The organism is Oribacterium sp. C9, assembly GCF_002007235.1.
Lineage (GTDB): Bacteria > Bacillota > Clostridia > Lachnospirales > Lachnospiraceae > Oribacterium.
Genome location: NZ_MUHW01000001.1, coordinates 130,954 through 147,824 on the forward strand (window position 1 = coordinate 130,954; position 16,871 = coordinate 147,824).

The following is a 16,871-nucleotide window of genomic DNA, read 5'->3' on the forward strand; positions in this document are numbered from 1 at the left end:
CCTGATGGTGAAAAACGGGGATACCAAAATAAAAGGAATGCCTGCACTAAGTGGATTTGCAGGACATTTTTCATTGTATTAAGTGAGGTATTTTATATGGTGATGCTTGCAGAAAATGAGACACTCATTACACAGTTTTTATCAGCCCATGCCATGCAGCTTTTTATGGGGGCTATATTTATATACTATGCTGTAAAGCTTCTGGTATTTAAGGACGTGGATGCAGTGAGACCAAAGGAATGGGGGAAGCTTAAGGAAGAGAATGTTGAGCCCTATGCAAAGGAAATGGGCATACTTATTCTCTGCTTTGCAGCCTGCGTTTTTGTAATGGAGGTCGTGTCACAGTATGATGGACTCATGGGTATGCTGTTCCTGCTCTTGTCTATAGCTGTAGTCTTCTTCAGATTCAAGAAGATAGAAGAGAAGTACGGAAACAGGAATCATATGGGAATGTGATCATAATTTACTTTGATATATAAAGTGAGGCAGATAGTGAGGAACGGCGAAGCTAAGAATTATTCGGTTATGCTGGTTGATGATGAGGAGACAGTAATTCAGGTCATCATCGATAAAATAGATTGGGAGAGTCTGGGATTTTCGGTTCAGGGATATGCCCACAACGGTCTTGAGGCTTTGGAAATGGCAGAGGAGAATCAGCCGGACGTTGTGATGACTGATATCAAGATGCCATATATGGATGGTCTTGAGCTGGCAAGACGACTTAAAGAGCAGTATCCGACCATCAAGATAATCATCTTCTCAGGCTTTGATGAGTTTGAATATGCAAAGGAAGCCATAAGGCTGGAGGCTGAGGAATACATTCTGAAGCCCATAGATTCTACTGAGCTCAGTGAGGTTTTCAAAAGGATAAAGGGTTCTCTTGATAAGGAATTCAACGAGAAGCAGAACATAAATATGCTTAAGAAGTATTATCAGGAAAGTCTTCCTATATTACAGGAGAATTTCTATACTGCTCTCATAGAGGGACGTGAGGATGAGGAGACATTGGCAAAGGATATGATGGACTATCAGATAAGTCTGGGTGGTCCTTTTTATGATGTGGTGATCCTCCATAACAGTACTTCCCTTGCTCCGGAAGGTATCAACCCTCTGCTCATAACCATGTCCGTAAGAAAGCTGTGGGAGGAACATATAAGCGAGAAATGGGATGCCAGGTTTTTCTCTTATCTTGGTAATGTCATAATTCTGGTACAGATGCAATCCGAAAATGAAGTAAGACAGCTGACGGATGAATGTCAGGTACTCTGCAGGCTCAGTAAGCATATTTCAAAGGCTACGATAACTGCAGGCATAGGAAAGCCGGTCTCAAATATCATAAATCTTCCCAAAGCATATTTGGGTGCAAGAGAGGCTACATCCTACAGGGTTATCTACGGCCGTGGTCAGGCAATAAATATCGCAGAGATAGTTCCTGAGGACAATAGGACCGGAGATAGCATGAAGCCGGAAGGAACTGATGATAAGCTGTATTCGGTTTTTAAGGCCGTAAAGATGGATACGGAGGAAAATCTGGATGCAGAGATAGACAGTTTTATAACTCAGGAAGCACCGGTAAATCCTTCAATTCAGGACTATAAGTTCTTTGTTATGGATCTGGTAACGGAGATATACAGATTTATGAAGAGTAATCATGTAGAGCCTTCAGGCATCTTCGGGAAGGATGAGGATCCATATGACAAGGTACAGCACTTAGACATTAACGAACTTACCAAGTGGCTTAAAAAAACCACTCATGACATAAGAGAGACCCTTCGTGCCAACCGTTCCGACACCACAAGAAGCTTTGTATCCAAGGCGATAGACTATGTGAGGGAGAATTATGGCAACAAGGATCTGACTGTTGAGAGCATATGCTCATATCTTGTTATCAGTTCTGCTTATTTCTCTACAGTATTTAAGAAGGAGACAGGAAAGACCTTTATCAATTATCTTACAGATATACGAATGGAAAAAGCTGTTCGTATGCTTCTTGAAGATAATGAGAAGACCTATGTCATAGCAGAGGCTGTGGGATACAGTGATCCAAATTACTTCAGTTACGTTTTCAAAAAGAAATTCGGAGTTTCACCTTCAAGGTATAAGATGCAGCAAAATGGATGATAATGTTTACCTTAATCAAACTGATATGAATGTAGGCGCACCGAAGAATGAAAAGGAAGCGATGGAAAGAGAAAAGCTGGTAAAGGCAAGCTTGAGAAAGACAAAAAGTGTTTTTTACAGGTACATGCCTCATGATATTCAGGGAACCATACTCCTGACCTTTACCATCGTTTCCTTCACACTTCTCATGATCCTCGGCATAGTACTCTATACTCTTTTTGCCCGGCGTATGAACATAAGCTCCATAGAAACTACGGAACAGCTTATGAAGCAGTCGGTGGTGAATCTCGAGGATTATCTTCTCAGTATGAGGCGAATTTCCGATGCCATGTACTATGATGTCATCAAAAATACGGATATAGCCGAGGGTTCTGTGGATAATGAGATGAATCTTATCTACGAAGCCCATAAGGATAATCTCGTGAGTTTTTCACTCTTTCTGAACGATGGAAGACTTATTTCCGCAACTCCCATAGCTACTGTCAAGGAGGATCTGGATGTCACCGATCAGGTGTGGTTCACTTCGGCTCTCGGAAAGATGGAGAACCTCCATTTTTCAACGCCGCATGTGGAAAATCTGTTTCTGGATCCAACCTACAAATACAGCTGGGTCGTATCTCTGAGTCGAGCGGTGGAGCTTACAGAGGGAAGTAACCCTAGGCTTGGAGTGCTTCTTGTAGATATGAACTATTCTACTATCAAGCAGATGATGGAGAGGATAAACAAGGATAGCGCAGGACAGTATGTTTATCTCACGGATTCCAGCGGTAATATCATCTATCATCCCAAGCAGATGCAGCTGAACTATGAGATCATCAAGGAGAACAATATTAATGAAGCTCACTACACCGACGGACTTCATGAAGAGGTTTTTCATGGTGAGCACAGACAGGTCATAGTGGACAGCATTTCCTATACAGGCTGGAAGCTTATTGCTGTTCTTCCAGAGAGTGCGTACCAGTTAGACATTATCAATATGCGTTTTCTGGTCATACTTCTTCTTTCCTGTGCCCTTCTCATCATGATCTTCATAAACCGTATAATTTCCAGCAGGATTTCTCTTCCCTTAAATCTTCTCAACAGATCCATCAGAAATATGGAAAATGGTGATATGTACCCGGAAGATATTTATGTCGGAGGAACCCAGGAGGTTGAACATCTTGGAAGGACCCTTAGACATTCCATAGAGCGTATAAACCAGCTAATGGACGATATAGTCATAAAGCAGGAGGAGAAGAGAAAATCCGAGATGGATGCCCTTCAGTCCCAGATAAATCCACACTTCCTTTATAACACTCTGGATTCCATAGTATGGATGGTAGAGGGGGGACATAACAAGGATGCTGTGTTCATGGTGACCCAGCTTGCCAGCCTTTTCCGTATAAGCTTAAGCAGTGGAAAGAATATCATTTCTCTTGAGCAGGAGTTACGCCATGCTGAGAACTACATGAATATTCAGAAGGTAAGATACAAGAATGTATTTAATGTAGTGTTCGATATCGATGATAAGATAAAGAGCTATTCTACGATCAAGCTCATTATTCAGCCGATTCTGGAAAATGCTATCTATTACGGTGTGGGCGATATGGATCCGGATGACGGGGGTGAGATCAGAATATGTGCAAAGTTCGTACCGGCTCTTTCTGATTTTCTTACAATAAGTCATGAGAAAAGTGAAGGAAAAGCAGGTATAGAAGACGTAAGTACAGATGAAATGATTCCGGAAGGAGACATTTACATAGATGTTATAGATAACGGATATGGAATGCCTCCGGAGGTATGTGATAATCTTTTCAATGAAGAGTATGAGCCTAAGAGCAGTACAGTGAAGCATGGATCCGGAGTGGGACTTGTGAACGTCAACAACCGGATAAGACTCCGATTTGGAGAACAGTATGGTCTTACTGTTGAATCTGAGCCTGATGAAGGCACGAAGATAACCATACATATTCCGGCTATACCGTTTAATGAAGAGAATCAGAAGATCCTGGAAAGCGGACATTACAGAACTTTGAGAAAAAAAGCGGATAAGGAGGATAAAGCATGAATGAAGATCATGAAATAATGCTTCCTCTGGTAATAGGCATTTTTATAGTTATCCTTTTCTGTCTGGTGATGCTTATAAAAGGTACTAATTCAGAGGTTTATAAGGTCTCTGTCATCGTAAGTAATTCTTCCTCCGGCAGATGGGTGCCCTTTAAGGCAGGACTGGAGCAGGCCGCCAATGATAACAATATAAGACTGGATTATGTATATACTGATTACATTGACAATATCTATACCGAAGCATCCATCATTAATGACGAGATAAGCCGTGGAGCAAACGGAATCATAGCAGATTTTTGTCTGAGTGAAGGCTCGGAGGATGTTGTTGCATCCATAAGTGCAAGGGTGCCTATCATGCTTGTGGAGACAAGTGTCAATGCCGGAGCAGATATAAGAGGAAACCATGCAACGGTTATGCCGGATAATTATGCTATAGGACGAGCCATAGGAAATGAAGTGGTCATAGACTATGGTGAAGAACTGAAAGGAATGAAGATCGGTATAATTGCAGGTAATCAGAATCAGTATGCCATGCAGGACAGGCTCAAAGGTTTTATGGATGCAACTATGAAGATAAATCCTGAAGCTGTATGGTGTATTTCCGAAAGTCGCTATACTGAAGATGAGCTTATAAAGGCCAATGAAAAGAATCCGGCAGATATAGTAGTCGGATTGGATAATAACAGTATGGAGACGGCAGTAGACTATTTTCTGGGAAATAGAGGCGGCAAGGTAAAACTATACGGATCCGGATGCAGTAAGAAGCTTATATATTATATAGATGCAGGCGAGGTGGATTCCATGATAGTACCGGATGATTTCAGTATGGGATATCAGAGTATGTCGGATCTTGCCATAAAACTTCAGAATCGTACCTCGGCGTTGGTGGACAGAGAGGTGGGATTCAGTGTGGTCAACAGGGGTAATCTCTTTGTTGGAGATAATCAGCAGATTTTATTTCCTATAGTTCAGTGACATGGTGAGATATTATGAAGAGAACATTTCTTTGCTTTTTAATTATCGGAAGTATGGCTGCCTGTCAGGCATGCGGTGTGAATGAAATATCTGAACCGGAGTCCGGCAGGGAGATAAAGATAGGTGTCACAGTCTATGACCAGTACGATACCTTTATTTCTTCCATACTTAATGATCTTAATGAAGATGTACTGAAAGCCAGATCCGAAACAGGACGGGAAATCATTCTCGAGACATATAACTCCGCCCAGAGCCAGGCCACTCAGGATGACCAGGTGGAAGAGATGATCAAGGATGGCTGTGATGTTATATGTGTTAATCTGGTGGATAGAACAGCACCATCAAATATCATAGATGCCGCAAGGAATGCAGACGTTCCCATAGTGTTTTTCAACAGAGAACTGGTTGATGAGGATATGCACAGATGGAATAAGCTCTATTATGTCGGAGCCGATGCTTTTTTATCAGGTAAAATGCAGGGCGAGCTGGCGGTGGATGTCATCAGGGAGAAAAATGTTGATAAAAATCATGACGGTGAGATCCAGTATGTGATGCTGGAAGGCGAGGCAGGACATCAGGACGCCATAGTACGTTCGGAGAACTGTGTAAACAGGATGCTTGAGCTTGGAGTCAGGCTTGATAAGCTTGGCTATGCCATAGCAAACTGGAACAGGGCTCAGGCTGCAACGCAGATGGAAAAGATGATAAAAAACCAAGGTTCAGATATAGAGTTTGTATTTGCAAACAACGATGATATGGCTCTTGGAGCCATAGACGCTTACAATGCCTCAGGTATAAACCGTAGCAGCTGGCCGTATATAATAGGCATAGACGGTACAGAACCGGGACTTTCTGCGGTAAAGGACGGTACTATGGTGGCTACGGTCTATAATGATGCTCCGGGACAGGCTGATGCTATCTTCCAGCTTGCCTACAGACTATCATGTGGAGAGAGTCTTTCCGGGCTTGAGCTTCAGGGAGATAAATATATCAGGCTTCCATATCAGAAGATAACACAGGAAAACGTCGATAAGTTCGGTTAAGATTCCATCTCATTCCAGTATTTTTCACCGTTATCGATCATACTGATGTATGTTTTCTTAAGCACCTCTCTAAAAGCCTTACAATCTTCCTGATAACCGAATTTTAAAGGGATGAAAAAACTTATGTCCAGTATATCTCCGGCGATTTTTAAGGCTAGATTTTTGTCGGTCAGTTTAATGAGACCGAAGATGGTGGAATCATAGGTCTTGTCCTCAACACAGCTTCTGATCCATAATCTGGCGAAATCTTCCCATTCACTGATAAGTATATCATCCTGTGAAAAATCAAGAATACAGAGATCCTTCAGGTAGCCGGTGACTTCTTTTTTTACACGGTCCTTATTTATGAAATTGATTCCCAAACGGCCTGTTATAAGCATGTTCATCCATGCGGCGATGAAATTATCCTTTCTTATACCCATGAATGTTTTTTCGGGATAACGTTTCAGAAGGATCTCCAGACGTCTTTTGTTTTGAGCTGATATCTCACTTGAATCCTGAGTGTCGGAAATGATTTTTCTTAAAATCTTTTCTCTTTCGTCTATATCTTTTATCTCATAGTAATGTAAAGGCCAGTCCTCTTCATAATTTATATGTCCTTTCCCTTCAGTGCGTAAAAGCATGATAAACAATCCTCCGTAAAAGAAATATATGGAAGCGAGCCATATTCAGAAACAAAATTAATTCTATCATACAGAAAGAAAAAATATAAATCATAAGAAGAAACTTGCTTGACATAAATTGGCGGTGATGTTATCATGTTCAAAATTTAAAAGGAGAAAGAAAAAATGAACAAGAAATCCTTTGGAAACGAATCTAGAATCGACTGGATGATAACATTGGTTCCATTTATGATGATAGTATTCTTATGTGTACTGTTTTTTGTTTTTCCGGATGATTCCAATGTGGTGTTGAACAGCATCAGAGATTTTCTCGGAGACAGCTTCGGAGTTTATTATCTTCTCATAGGACTGGGAACAGCCATAGTCTCCATATATATTTCCTGTTCAAAGTATGGAAGTATAGTCCTTGGAGAGCAGGATGAAAAACCTAAGTACAGTTTCTTTGTCTGGGGATCCATGATGTTCACCTGTGGACTGGCGGCAGATATACTGTTCTATTCCTTATGTGAATGGATACTGTACTGGGAGGATCCTCATACAGCAGAGCTTGGAGATCTCATGGACTGGTCCTCCACATTCACGCTGTTTCACTGGGGACCCATACCATGGGGCTTCTATCTGGTACTGGCTGTGGCATTTGGATTTATGCTGCATGTAAGAAAGCGTAAGCGTCAGAAGTATTCAGAGGCATGCAGACCGCTGCTTGGAAAGTACACAGACCTTCTTCCGGGTAAGCTTATAGATCTTCTTGCAGTATTTGCTCTACTTGCGGGAACGGCAACTACATTCTCAGTAGCTACTCCTCTCCTCAGTCAGGCGATAAAATCTCTTGTAGGCGTTGACATTTCCGACAGGACCATAACCATAGCCATACTTGTTATCACCTGTGTTATATATACATATTCCGTAATGAAGGGAATGATAGGAGTTTCGATACTTGCCAATGTCTGCACCTATCTTTTCTATGGTCTTCTCTTTTATGTGCTTCTCTTCGGAGGACAGTGTAAATTCATAATAGAATGCGGTTTATCGGCTATGGGAAGACTTGCCCAGAATTTCATAGGGCTTTCAACATATACAGATCCAACGAGATCAACCGGCTTCGCACAGAACTGGACCATTTTCTATTGGGCCTACTGGATGGTATGGTGTGTTGCAGCACCTTTCTTTATAGGAAGTATATCAAGAGGAAGAACAGTAAGGCAGACTATCCTCGGTGGATATGTTTTCGGAATGGGAAGCACCTTTGTGAGCTTTATAGTACTGGGTAATTATGGTCTGGGACTTCACATGTCGGGACGGTTCGATGTTGTGTCTTTTTATGAAAAGACCGGAGATCTCTATGTGACCATAATTGAGATAATCAATCAGCTTCCCCTTGCACCGCTTGTAATGGCGGCTCTAATCATAGCCATGATAGCCTTTTACGCAACCTCCTTTGATTCCATCACGCTTGTCGCGGCTCAGTACAGCTATAAGGATCTCAAGGAGGATGAAGAACCTGATAGTAAGATAAAGGCATTCTGGTCAGTGCTTCTCATACTTCTCCCTATAGCACTGGTATTTTCTGACAGCTCCATGTCCAATATCCAGTCGGTAAGCATAATCGCAGCCTTTCCTATAGGACTGGTTATAATGCTTATAACGGCAGCATTTGTAAAGGATGCAGACATGTTCCTGAAGGAAATAAGGCAGGAGGAAACTGAAAACATTAAGATCATACAGGCTCATAAGCCTGTGAAGGTAAAAGACGAGGATGAGCTCTCAGATGATAAAATAGAGGAAATCATCGAGAATTGGGAGTACATGTATGGAGATAGATGATGATTTGTGATAGAATGCTCATGCTGCTTTAAAGGCAGCATGAGCATTTTTATATATTTAACGGGAGAAAGACATATGCTTCAGGGCTTTTTTAATTATGATAATCCGATATGGCGTTTCGTAGGAAGATTAGGAGATATGATGGTACTAAATGTACTTTGGATATTATGCTCCCTGCCTGTGTTTACTATAGGAGCTTCTACGACAGCTCTGTACTACTGTACCCTCAAGATAGTAAGAAATGAGGATTACGGCAATATAAAGATGTTCTTTAAGTCCTTCAGTCAGAATTTTAAGCAGGCCACCATTATCTGGCTCCCTATGCTCTTTATAGGAGGTGTTCTTGTTTTTGACTTCAATTTCTTCGGAAAAGTCATGGCGGATACCGGGGTCATGAGGATCATATGCCAGGCAGTGACCATGGCCATAATGGTGATCTGGATCTTTGAGTTTCTTTATGTGTGGCCGGTGCTCAGCAGATTTGACAATACCATAAAGAACACAGTGACCAATGCTGCATTCATGTCCATAAAATATCTGGGCTCTACACTTTCCATGATCATAAGTGATGTGATAGTTGTGGGTATAGCGTATGTGTGCCTCTTTTATGTGGGATGGATCACAGCGGTTATGGTGCTTATGGGATTTCCGCTTCTTGCGTGGATAAATTCCACCATGTTAGAGCACATTTTTGAAAAGTACATGCCAAAGGAAGATGAAAGCCATAACGAGCTTAATCCCATACTTCAGGATATAAATATAGATGGAACATTGAAGGATGGAGCTTCACAGGAAACGGAGAGTGCGTTGGAAGGACTGAAAAGAGAAGAAGAGGTCTGATAAAATATCATAAAATGACTTAAAAGTCATAGTTTGATCGTTCATATGACGTTCATAATTGTTTACAAATTGTTCAAAAGGAAAACATAGTTTGTTCACCGTTGACTTTTATAGTATAAGCATGATAACAAAAACGTTATCAATAGTTAATAAGATTTTTTTCATAATACTCGGGCAGGGACCATTGGTCACCTGCCCTCCTCCCTTTTATGGGGAAAATTGGGCTCCCTCCGGCTGATCCGGAGAGAGCCCTTTCATTTAGTATAAAGTTATTCCTGACTCAGCATATCCTGTATGCTGGTATCGCTGGGTATGGATGCGAGAGGTGCGTCCTCTGTATCCATACTGTCATCAGCCCCCGAGTTCTTATCCTTTTTTCGATAATCTCTTGGAGACATGCCGTAAGCCTTGTGAAAGGCATCTTTAAAGTAGTTTGAGTCGCTGAAGCCGTTATTGAGCGCCACCTCTGTGACAGTGTGATCGGTATGGGCAAGTTCTATGGCAGCCTTGTTAAGGCGCACGTAAGTGAGATACTCGTGGACGCCGATTCCTGTATCTTCCTTGAACTTTCTCGACAGATAATTAGGACTGAAGCCGCTGGCATCGGCGATGTCGGACAGAGATATACGCTGGTTGTAATTTCTGTTTATAAAGGTTGCTGCCAGATTTACCTGACGGTTTGTGGTATGAAGCTCATCCATAAGAGTTGTGTCGATACCTGTTGAAAAACGGTTTATTATGACAATGAGCTGAACGAGACAAAGTGAAAGCATGGTTGGGCTTATCTTTGTATCATTAAATCTCTGTTCCGCCTCCATATTACGGATAAGCTGCTCAACGTGTACCTGATACATGGGCGGGATCTGAAGTATAAGCTTATGCTTCCCGTTCTTCAGCATATCACTTATGAAAGTGAGGTTCGTGAAGTTGATATCAAGTTCTCTGAAGAGGATGCTGGTACGCACAGATTGTTGTCTTGAGGTATAATGTATCAGATGAGGCGTATTGGGCGGTATGATTATAACGCTTCCAGGAACAAGATTATAGGAGTGGGATTTCATTATAAAGGTACAGCTTCCCTTACTTAAATAAAACAGCTCATAATGATTATGAACATGCGGTTCGATCATCTTGTAATCGGAGCTTCTGTTTTTGGTATCAACAAAGATTCTGCTTATGGAGTAACCTATGATTGGCATAATAAAACCTCTTAAAAAATATAAAATGAGCTGATAATCCGTAAAATAAAAGTGAAAAAAGAAAAAATCAGCGAAAAAATTAAAAACAACTATTAAATGAATAAATATTCAGTACTTTTATAGTTTTACAACAAAAAACATATAGAATCAAATGCTAATTTATCTTATTGTAATATAGGACTTCAAAGAGTCTAACTATTCTATACTCTATACTATCAGGATTGAGACCCGATTACCCCTCACTCAAATCGGGCCTCCCGCAATCCTGGAAAAGCTTAGGCTTTAATCACCACATTATCATATTGTTTTGAATTTTTCGACACCCGTTGCAGGGTGTTTTTTTTGTACTATAGATAAAAAACTTATAAAAAGTTCATAATATTCCGAAAGTAATTTTAGAAACTAAAGATTTTTTTATGTTTTAACAATAAAAAACAGACATCGTAGGAAGATTTCAAGGAGTATTAGGTATGAAGAAAGAGTTTTTTTGTATCGGAATCGGAGTAACTGCAGTACTCATGCTTTCATCCTGCAGCAAGGTCGATGGAATAAAGGAAGAGTTAACTGATAAGGTATTCGGCATAAATATTGGAAAACTTGCTTCCGGGGAAGAGGGCAATAAAGAAACTACTCATACCACCATTAAGCTGTTCAATGGAAAGGCAGAAGTAGAGGAGCAGATACAAAGACTGGCACAAAAGTATAAGGAACAGACCGGAATAACAGTGGAAGTTGAGTCAGCTAAGTCCGGCGTTGATGTACAGGCCACATTAAAGGCATATTATCTTTCGGACAAGATGCCTGATATTTTTGTATGTGAGGCATCCAGCTTTTCTAACTGGGAAGGGCTGTTGGAAGATATGAGTGATCAGGCATGGACTAAGGATACAGAAGCAGAATATGTTGATAAGCTATACGGAACCATAGGTTTTCCATATGCTACTGAAGCCATAGGTCTCATATATAACGCAGATATACTGTCGAAAGCAGGCATAGATGCATCAGAACTTAAAACTCCGGATCAGGTGAGAAAGGCCTTTCAGGATCTGGATGCAAAAAAGGCACAATTGGGACTTACTGCAGTGGTAGGGTACTGTGCAGAGGATAAGAATCTAAGCTGGTCGACGGGCAACCATATATTCGGAAATTATATAGATGCAGGTCTGGACAGATCAGATACAACTTATATAGATATGATAAATAATGATCATGCTCTGGATCAGGACAGAATGCTTAAATTCTCGAAATTTATCGGATTGCTTCAGGAATACAGCGATCCTGCGCTTCTTCTGGATGGAACATATGATGATCAGGTTAGAAATTTTGCTTCGGGCAAATATGCCTTTGTAACACAGGGGTCATGGATAGGCGCTGTTATGACAGGAGCCGACGTGTCAGAATACGATGCGGCAGGTAAATTTGAAGTCGGAATGATGCCGTATGTGTTTGATGAAGGTATAGATACCATTCTTACGAATCCGCCATCCTGGTGGGCTGTACTCAAGGAAGGGAATTCAGAAGCATCGAAGGCATTTCTCGAGTGGTGCGCTGAGGATGACGGGCAGAAGATACTGGTTGAAGACGCCGGTTTCGTAAGTCCCTTTGCATCCTGTAAATATGTGGCGGCTGATCCCTTTGCCCATGTGGTATCAAACTATATTGCTGAGGGTAAGACTTCAAACTGGCACTGGATGAACATGAAGGAAGGAATAGCAGCCAATGCTTTAGGTCCGGTATTTCACAGCTATGCTGCCGGAGAGATGAGTGCTGATAGTTTTGCATCAGAAGTTGATTCTGCGATAAAGAGTTACTATCAGGGAGGAAAGGAGGTACAGAATGGATAATATGGAAGTTGAAAGCAGCATGAGAAAGCTGAAAGCAAGGAAAAGACCTTTATTTTTCTGCACCATTATTTTTCAGATAACAGTCATAAACATTATCATGCTCATAGCCTTCATATTCGTTATGAGGATGCTCATCAATCAGATGCAGCAGCAGACCGTGAACAGCAGAACCATGTCTCAGTATGTTCTGTCCCTCAGCACCGGTGAAGCGGATCTGAAATCGGATGTTATGTCGCTGTACGATCAGGCCATAGGCTATGTGTCTGCAACAGCGGATGAGACCAGAGAGGCTCTTCTTCCGGAGATCAAAGCTACCAGAGAAACCATAAGCGCAGAGATCATCAGTCTGGAAGATCATTTCAAGGACGATAATCAGGAGGAGGCTGTAAATGCCCTTTTGGAGATAAACAGTCAGTATGATCGTCTAAATGTCATAATAGATGAAGCTATGGCTTCGATAGATGCAGGTGACAGGGATACAGCATATGATATCCTCTTTAACAGGGCAGAGATTCAGAAGGTCGCTATCTTCCATACCTGCAAGGTCATAGATAAGGCGGTATCAGCTGAGGCGGATTTAAGTAATCAGCAGATGCAGAACATGCTTGTTGAAGGAATTCAGGCTGCAATACAGGGAACAGGTCTCTTTGTTCTTCTGATCATATTCAATTATCTTCTTAACTATTTCGGTATAGTAAGAAAGATCAAGAGGATATCAAGGGAGGTCAATGACATAATCGGAAAGATCGAACTGAGAGAGGGAGATCTTACAGCCAGAATCTATACCAGAAGTGCATCGGAACTTGTCTATATTATAAATGGAATCAATCACTTTATAGAGACGCTGCAGGCTATTATGAGGGAGGTGAAGTCAGGAGTTGAGGTACTTAACACTTCCACAGATACGGTTACTCGTAAGTTGAGTACTTCCAACAGTAATGTTCAGAGTACATCAGCTGCCATGGAACAGCTCAGTGCCAGCATGCAATCAGTATCAGAGATGGTCAGCTCCATGAACAGTCAGGTTATCGATGTTAAATCCTCCACCGACGAAATCAATATTGAAGCGAACAATGGATGTACAACAGCTTCCGGTATAAAAAATGAAGCCGATGAAATAAAGCAGCATGTGACAGAAAGAAAGCAGGGCATGAGTGAAAAGATGGGTGAGCTTAGTGCTGTGCTTTCGAAGTCTCTTGAAGATTCCAAGAAGGTAAAGGAAATAGATAAACTGACAAAGAATATACTGGATATAGCTGAGCAGACCAATCTTCTTGCTGTCAATGCTTCCATTGAAGCTGCCCGTGCCGGTCAGGCAGGCAAGGGCTTTGCGGTAGTAGCGGCTGAGGTCAGCAGTCTCGCGGCAAATTCAAAGCAGACGGCAAACAACATTCAGACTATAAGTAAGGAAGTTACAAGTGCTGTAGGTGAACTGGCTGAAAACTCTCAGAAGGTACTTGAGTTCATAAACACAGATGTGATGGATGACTATGACTCCTTTGTAGAAACAGGCAACAAATATGAGAATACGGCAGATACTATGCATAAGATACTTACATCCTTTAAAGAAAAGGCGGATTATCTGAATAATGTAATGTCAGATATGGCAAATGCTGTGGATTCCATAACGAATTCTATTTCCGAAAGTTCTCAGGCAATTAAGATGTCTGCAGATAATACCATGGAAATTGTCGGAGAAATGAGCGGAATATCAGAAGCTATGGATAAAAATGTTGAAGTTACAGGAAAGCTTAACGAGGCCACACATAAATTTGTACAAGTATGATGGTCTTATACGATCCGTAATTAAGTAAAATCGTTAAAAAATAAGCACAAGATATCTTGATGAAAAGAGATGTCTTGTGCTATACTTTTACATGTTGTGAAAACGCTTACATTATCTGGCAAATTATATATGATGCAGGCGGTAGAAACGCTGAATTCTGCTTTGCGGCAGCAGGCAGTTTAAAATGGAGGAAGATATGGACTTGAATTTAAGACCAGCAAATGAGTGTGCATTTGAAGCAGCTTCTTTAGGAGAGGTTATGCTCCGTCTCGATCCGGGCGAGGGCAGAATAAGAACAGCAAGATCATTCCGTGCATGGGAAGGCGGCGGAGAGTACAATGTTATTCGTGGACTTCGCAAGTGCTTTGGTTTAAAGACAGCAGTTATTACAGCTCTTGCAGACAACGAGGTAGGACATCTCGTTGAGGATTTCATGATGCAGGGCGGTGTTGATACATCACTGGTTAAATGGATGGATACAGATGGAATCGGCAGAATCTGCAGAAACGGTCTTAACTTTACAGAGAGAGGATTCGGAATCCGTGGAGCAAAGGGCTGCTCAGACAGAGCTAACACAGCTATTTCAAAGGCAAAGCCTGAGGATTTTGATTTTGATTATATCTTTGGTGAGCTTGGTGTACGCTGGCTTCATACCGGCGGAATCTATGCAGCTCTTTCAGAGCAGGCTTCAGAGACAGTTATCGAAGCTATCAAGACAGCAAAGAAGTACGGAACTATGGTTTCCTACGATCTTAACTATCGTCCTTCTATGTGGTCAGCTATCGGCGGACAGAAGAAGGCTCAGGAGGTTAATAAGGAGATCGCAAAGTATGTTGATGTTATGATCGGAAATGAGGAGGACTTTACCGCATGTCTCGGTTTCCAGATCGAAGGACAGGATGAGTCTCTTAAGGAGCTCAATGTTGACGGCTACAAGAAGATGATCAATGAGGCTGTTAAGACATATCCTAACTTCAAGGCTGTTGCTACAACTCTTCGTACAGTTCATACAGCTACAGTAAATGACTGGTCAGCTCTTTGCTGGGCAGACGGTGAGATCTATAAGGCTGCTGATTATAAGGGTCTTGAAATCATGGATCGAGTAGGTGGAGGTGATTCTTTCGCATCAGGTCTTATCTATGGTCTTATGACAACAGGCGATGCAGAGAAGGCTGTAAACTATGGTGCAGCACATGGCGCACTTGCCATGACAACACCTGGCGATACAACTATGGCTACAAAGAAGGAAGTAGAAGCCGTAATGGGCGGTGCAGGCGCACGTGTTCAGAGATAATTAAACAGAATTCTATTTTATATAAAAAAGATGCAGACCCATTGCATGGTCTGCATCTTTTTTTGCCTGAACTAGACAAGGGTCGAATTCACTATAGGAACCAGTATTACGGTCAGGATACCTGCAACACAGATGCTTAAAGAGCTCATGGCTCCCTCTACTTCCCCAAGCTCAAGAGCCTTTGCAGTGCCGACAGCATGAGCCGAGGTACCAAGTGCAAGCCCCTTTGCGATAGGGTGAGTGATATGGAAGATCTTGAATATAGATTCAGCGATCATATTACCGAGGATCCCTGTGATGATGATTCCGGCAACAGTGAGAGTAACTATACCTCCTGCTTCCTCTGATACTCCCATACCTATGGCTGTGGTTATGGATTTCGGGAGCAGTGTTGCTATGTGTTCATCGCTGAGACTGAAAAGCTTTCCCATTACAAGTATGCTGAGAAGTGAGCAGCAGGTACCAGCGGTTATGGCAGAGAAAACAGCCAACAGGTTATCCTTGAGAAGCTTTAACTGCTTATACATGGGAATCGCAAGGCACACCGTTGCGGGAGTCAGAAGAAAGTTAAGCATACATGCGCTGGATTTATAGGTATCATAGGGAATATCTAAAAATGTCAGAAATGCAATGCACATTAATGTGGAGATGAGCAGAGGATTAAGTATAGCGAGCTTGAATCTGGATTTCAGTTCAACCGCCAGGACAAAAAGTGCGATACTTAGAATGAGACCAAAATAGTTCGAATTAATGATGGCTTCTTTCATACTGAGGCCTCCTTTTTTATATTTTTCGATTCCTTATGCTTTAGAATGGCAGAAGCCACTAGACCTGTGACTGTCATGACTATTATGGTAGAGATAACTATCATAATGATGTATGGGATAAGCACCGGCAGAAGGACGTCTGTAACGCTCATGATACCAACAGCAGCCGGAATGAACATCAGGGTCATGGTATCCAAAAGGAAGTTACCTGTGGCTTCCACATCTGAAAGCTTCACAAGACCTGTGACCAATGACAACAAAAGCAGGATAAGACCATAAACACCTGCGGGAACCGGTAACGGCAGCAGAGCGTTGAGCGCTTCGCCTATAAAAGTGAATGCGATTATCCATACAATCTCTTTTACAAATTTCATTATTTGCACGCTTTCTGAAATGTGGAAATTTTTTTCCTTGTATTGTATACAAAGAAAAATCAGAAAAAAGCATAATCAAATTACTGTTGGAGTTCAATTGTGATAATGAACAAATTTTGACTGAGATGAACCTTC

Annotated in this window: 14 protein-coding genes; 10 read left to right on the forward strand and 4 right to left on the reverse strand. The window is 41.7% G+C overall.

The genetic code is table 11. From position 1 onward, the window contains the following. Positions 1–96 precede the first annotated feature (96 nt). The 5 genes from BXO88_RS00580 to BXO88_RS00600 all read left to right on the forward strand — a co-directional run bounded on the left by BXO88_RS00580 (position 97) and on the right by BXO88_RS00600 (position 6,185). Complete coding sequence (locus BXO88_RS00580; RefSeq protein ID WP_078035853.1) at positions 97–456, forward strand: hypothetical protein; 360 nt, start codon at positions 97–99, stop codon at positions 454–456. Positions 457–525: 69 nt separating this feature from the next. Then, on the forward strand, positions 526–2,121 hold the full coding sequence (locus BXO88_RS00585; protein WP_078035995.1) for a response regulator: 1,596 nt from the start codon (positions 526–528) through the stop codon (positions 2,119–2,121). Next, positions 2,114–4,168, forward strand: a complete 2,055-nt coding sequence (locus BXO88_RS00590; protein ID WP_242945117.1) for a cache domain-containing sensor histidine kinase — start codon at positions 2,114–2,116, stop codon at positions 4,166–4,168. The genes BXO88_RS00585 and BXO88_RS00590 overlap by 8 nt, the downstream gene beginning before the upstream one ends. Beyond that, positions 4,165–5,142, forward strand: coding sequence for a substrate-binding domain-containing protein (locus BXO88_RS00595; RefSeq protein ID WP_078035854.1), 978 nt, complete (start codon positions 4,165–4,167; stop codon positions 5,140–5,142). Before BXO88_RS00590 ends, BXO88_RS00595 begins: the two co-directional genes overlap by 4 nt. Before the next feature lie 14 nt (positions 5,143–5,156). After that, positions 5,157–6,185 carry a galactose ABC transporter substrate-binding protein gene (locus tag BXO88_RS00600; protein WP_078035855.1) on the forward strand — a complete coding sequence of 343 codons (1,029 nt, stop codon included), beginning with the start codon at positions 5,157–5,159 and terminating at the stop codon, positions 6,183–6,185. Here the strand turns inward: BXO88_RS00600 and BXO88_RS00605 are convergent. After that, positions 6,182–6,808, reverse strand: coding sequence for a DUF6553 family protein (locus BXO88_RS00605; protein WP_078035856.1), 627 nt, complete (start codon positions 6,806–6,808; stop codon positions 6,182–6,184). The genes BXO88_RS00600 and BXO88_RS00605 overlap by 4 nt on opposite strands. Positions 6,809–6,973: 165 nt before the next feature. On the opposite strand from BXO88_RS00605, the gene BXO88_RS00610 reads away from it, so the two are divergent. Together BXO88_RS00610 and BXO88_RS00615 are read left to right on the forward strand one after the other, a co-directional pair. Further along, the gene (locus tag BXO88_RS00610) at positions 6,974–8,632 is read left to right on the forward strand and encodes a BCCT family transporter (RefSeq protein ID WP_078035857.1); all 1,659 of its coding nucleotides are present in this window, start codon (positions 6,974–6,976) and stop codon (positions 8,630–8,632) included. A 75-nt stretch (positions 8,633–8,707) separates the two neighbouring features. Beyond that, positions 8,708–9,472, forward strand: a complete 765-nt coding sequence (locus BXO88_RS00615; protein WP_078035858.1) for a YesL family protein — start codon at positions 8,708–8,710, stop codon at positions 9,470–9,472. A 269-nt stretch (positions 9,473–9,741) separates the two neighbouring features. Here BXO88_RS00615 and BXO88_RS00620 read toward each other — a convergent pair whose 3' ends face one another. Continuing rightward, positions 9,742–10,671, reverse strand: coding sequence for an AraC family transcriptional regulator (locus BXO88_RS00620; RefSeq protein WP_078035859.1), 930 nt, complete (start codon positions 10,669–10,671; stop codon positions 9,742–9,744). 470 nt (positions 10,672–11,141) lie between these two features. Here BXO88_RS00620 and BXO88_RS00625 point away from each other — a divergent pair, with 470 nt between their 5' ends. From BXO88_RS00625 to BXO88_RS00635, 3 genes are all read left to right on the forward strand, one after another. After that, positions 11,142–12,515: an ABC transporter substrate-binding protein gene (locus BXO88_RS00625; RefSeq protein ID WP_078035860.1), complete on the forward strand. Its 1,374-nt coding sequence runs from the start codon at positions 11,142–11,144 to the stop codon at positions 12,513–12,515. Beyond that, positions 12,508–14,301, forward strand: a complete 1,794-nt coding sequence (locus BXO88_RS00630) for a methyl-accepting chemotaxis protein (RefSeq protein ID WP_078035861.1) — start codon at positions 12,508–12,510, stop codon at positions 14,299–14,301. Before BXO88_RS00625 ends, BXO88_RS00630 begins: the two co-directional genes overlap by 8 nt. Positions 14,302–14,497: 196 nt before the next feature. After that, on the forward strand, positions 14,498–15,595 hold the full coding sequence (locus tag BXO88_RS00635; RefSeq protein WP_044996418.1) for a sugar kinase: 1,098 nt from the start codon (positions 14,498–14,500) through the stop codon (positions 15,593–15,595). A 71-nt stretch (positions 15,596–15,666) separates the two neighbouring features. Here the strand turns inward: BXO88_RS00635 and BXO88_RS00640 are convergent, their stop codons facing one another. Together BXO88_RS00640 and BXO88_RS00645 are read right to left on the reverse strand one after the other, a co-directional pair. Continuing rightward, on the reverse strand, positions 15,667–16,362 hold the full coding sequence (locus BXO88_RS00640; protein ID WP_078035862.1) for an LrgB family protein: 696 nt from the start codon (positions 16,360–16,362) through the stop codon (positions 15,667–15,669). Beyond that, complete coding sequence (locus BXO88_RS00645; protein ID WP_078035863.1) at positions 16,359–16,736, reverse strand: CidA/LrgA family protein; 378 nt, start codon at positions 16,734–16,736, stop codon at positions 16,359–16,361. Before BXO88_RS00645 ends, BXO88_RS00640 begins: the two co-directional genes overlap by 4 nt. Positions 16,737–16,871: the final 135 nt, after the last annotated feature.

What these genes read in the sequence shown, in the direction of transcription:
- BXO88_RS00580 (WP_078035853.1), top strand. Translation starts at nt 97, where the DNA reads ATGGTGATGCTTGCAGAAAATGAGACACTCATTACACAGTTTTTATCA.
- BXO88_RS00585 (WP_078035995.1), top strand. Translation starts at nt 526, where the DNA reads ATGCTGGTTGATGATGAGGAGACAGTAATTCAGGTCATCATCGATAAA.
- BXO88_RS00590 (WP_242945117.1), top strand. Translation starts at nt 2,114, where the DNA reads ATGGATGATAATGTTTACCTTAATCAAACTGATATGAATGTAGGCGCA.
- BXO88_RS00595 (WP_078035854.1), top strand. Translation starts at nt 4,165, where the DNA reads ATGAATGAAGATCATGAAATAATGCTTCCTCTGGTAATAGGCATTTTT.
- BXO88_RS00600 (WP_078035855.1), top strand. Translation starts at nt 5,157, where the DNA reads ATGAAGAGAACATTTCTTTGCTTTTTAATTATCGGAAGTATGGCTGCC.
- BXO88_RS00605 (WP_078035856.1), bottom strand. Translation starts at nt 6,808, where the DNA reads ATGCTTTTACGCACTGAAGGGAAAGGACATATAAATTATGAAGAGGAC.
- BXO88_RS00610 (WP_078035857.1), top strand. Translation starts at nt 6,974, where the DNA reads ATGAACAAGAAATCCTTTGGAAACGAATCTAGAATCGACTGGATGATA.
- BXO88_RS00615 (WP_078035858.1), top strand. Translation starts at nt 8,708, where the DNA reads ATGCTTCAGGGCTTTTTTAATTATGATAATCCGATATGGCGTTTCGTA.
- BXO88_RS00620 (WP_078035859.1), bottom strand. Translation starts at nt 10,671, where the DNA reads ATGCCAATCATAGGTTACTCCATAAGCAGAATCTTTGTTGATACCAAA.
- BXO88_RS00625 (WP_078035860.1), top strand. Translation starts at nt 11,142, where the DNA reads ATGAAGAAAGAGTTTTTTTGTATCGGAATCGGAGTAACTGCAGTACTC.
- BXO88_RS00630 (WP_078035861.1), top strand. Translation starts at nt 12,508, where the DNA reads ATGGATAATATGGAAGTTGAAAGCAGCATGAGAAAGCTGAAAGCAAGG.
- BXO88_RS00635 (WP_044996418.1), top strand. Translation starts at nt 14,498, where the DNA reads ATGGACTTGAATTTAAGACCAGCAAATGAGTGTGCATTTGAAGCAGCT.
- BXO88_RS00640 (WP_078035862.1), bottom strand. Translation starts at nt 16,362, where the DNA reads ATGAAAGAAGCCATCATTAATTCGAACTATTTTGGTCTCATTCTAAGT.
- BXO88_RS00645 (WP_078035863.1), bottom strand. Translation starts at nt 16,736, where the DNA reads ATGAAATTTGTAAAAGAGATTGTATGGATAATCGCATTCACTTTTATA.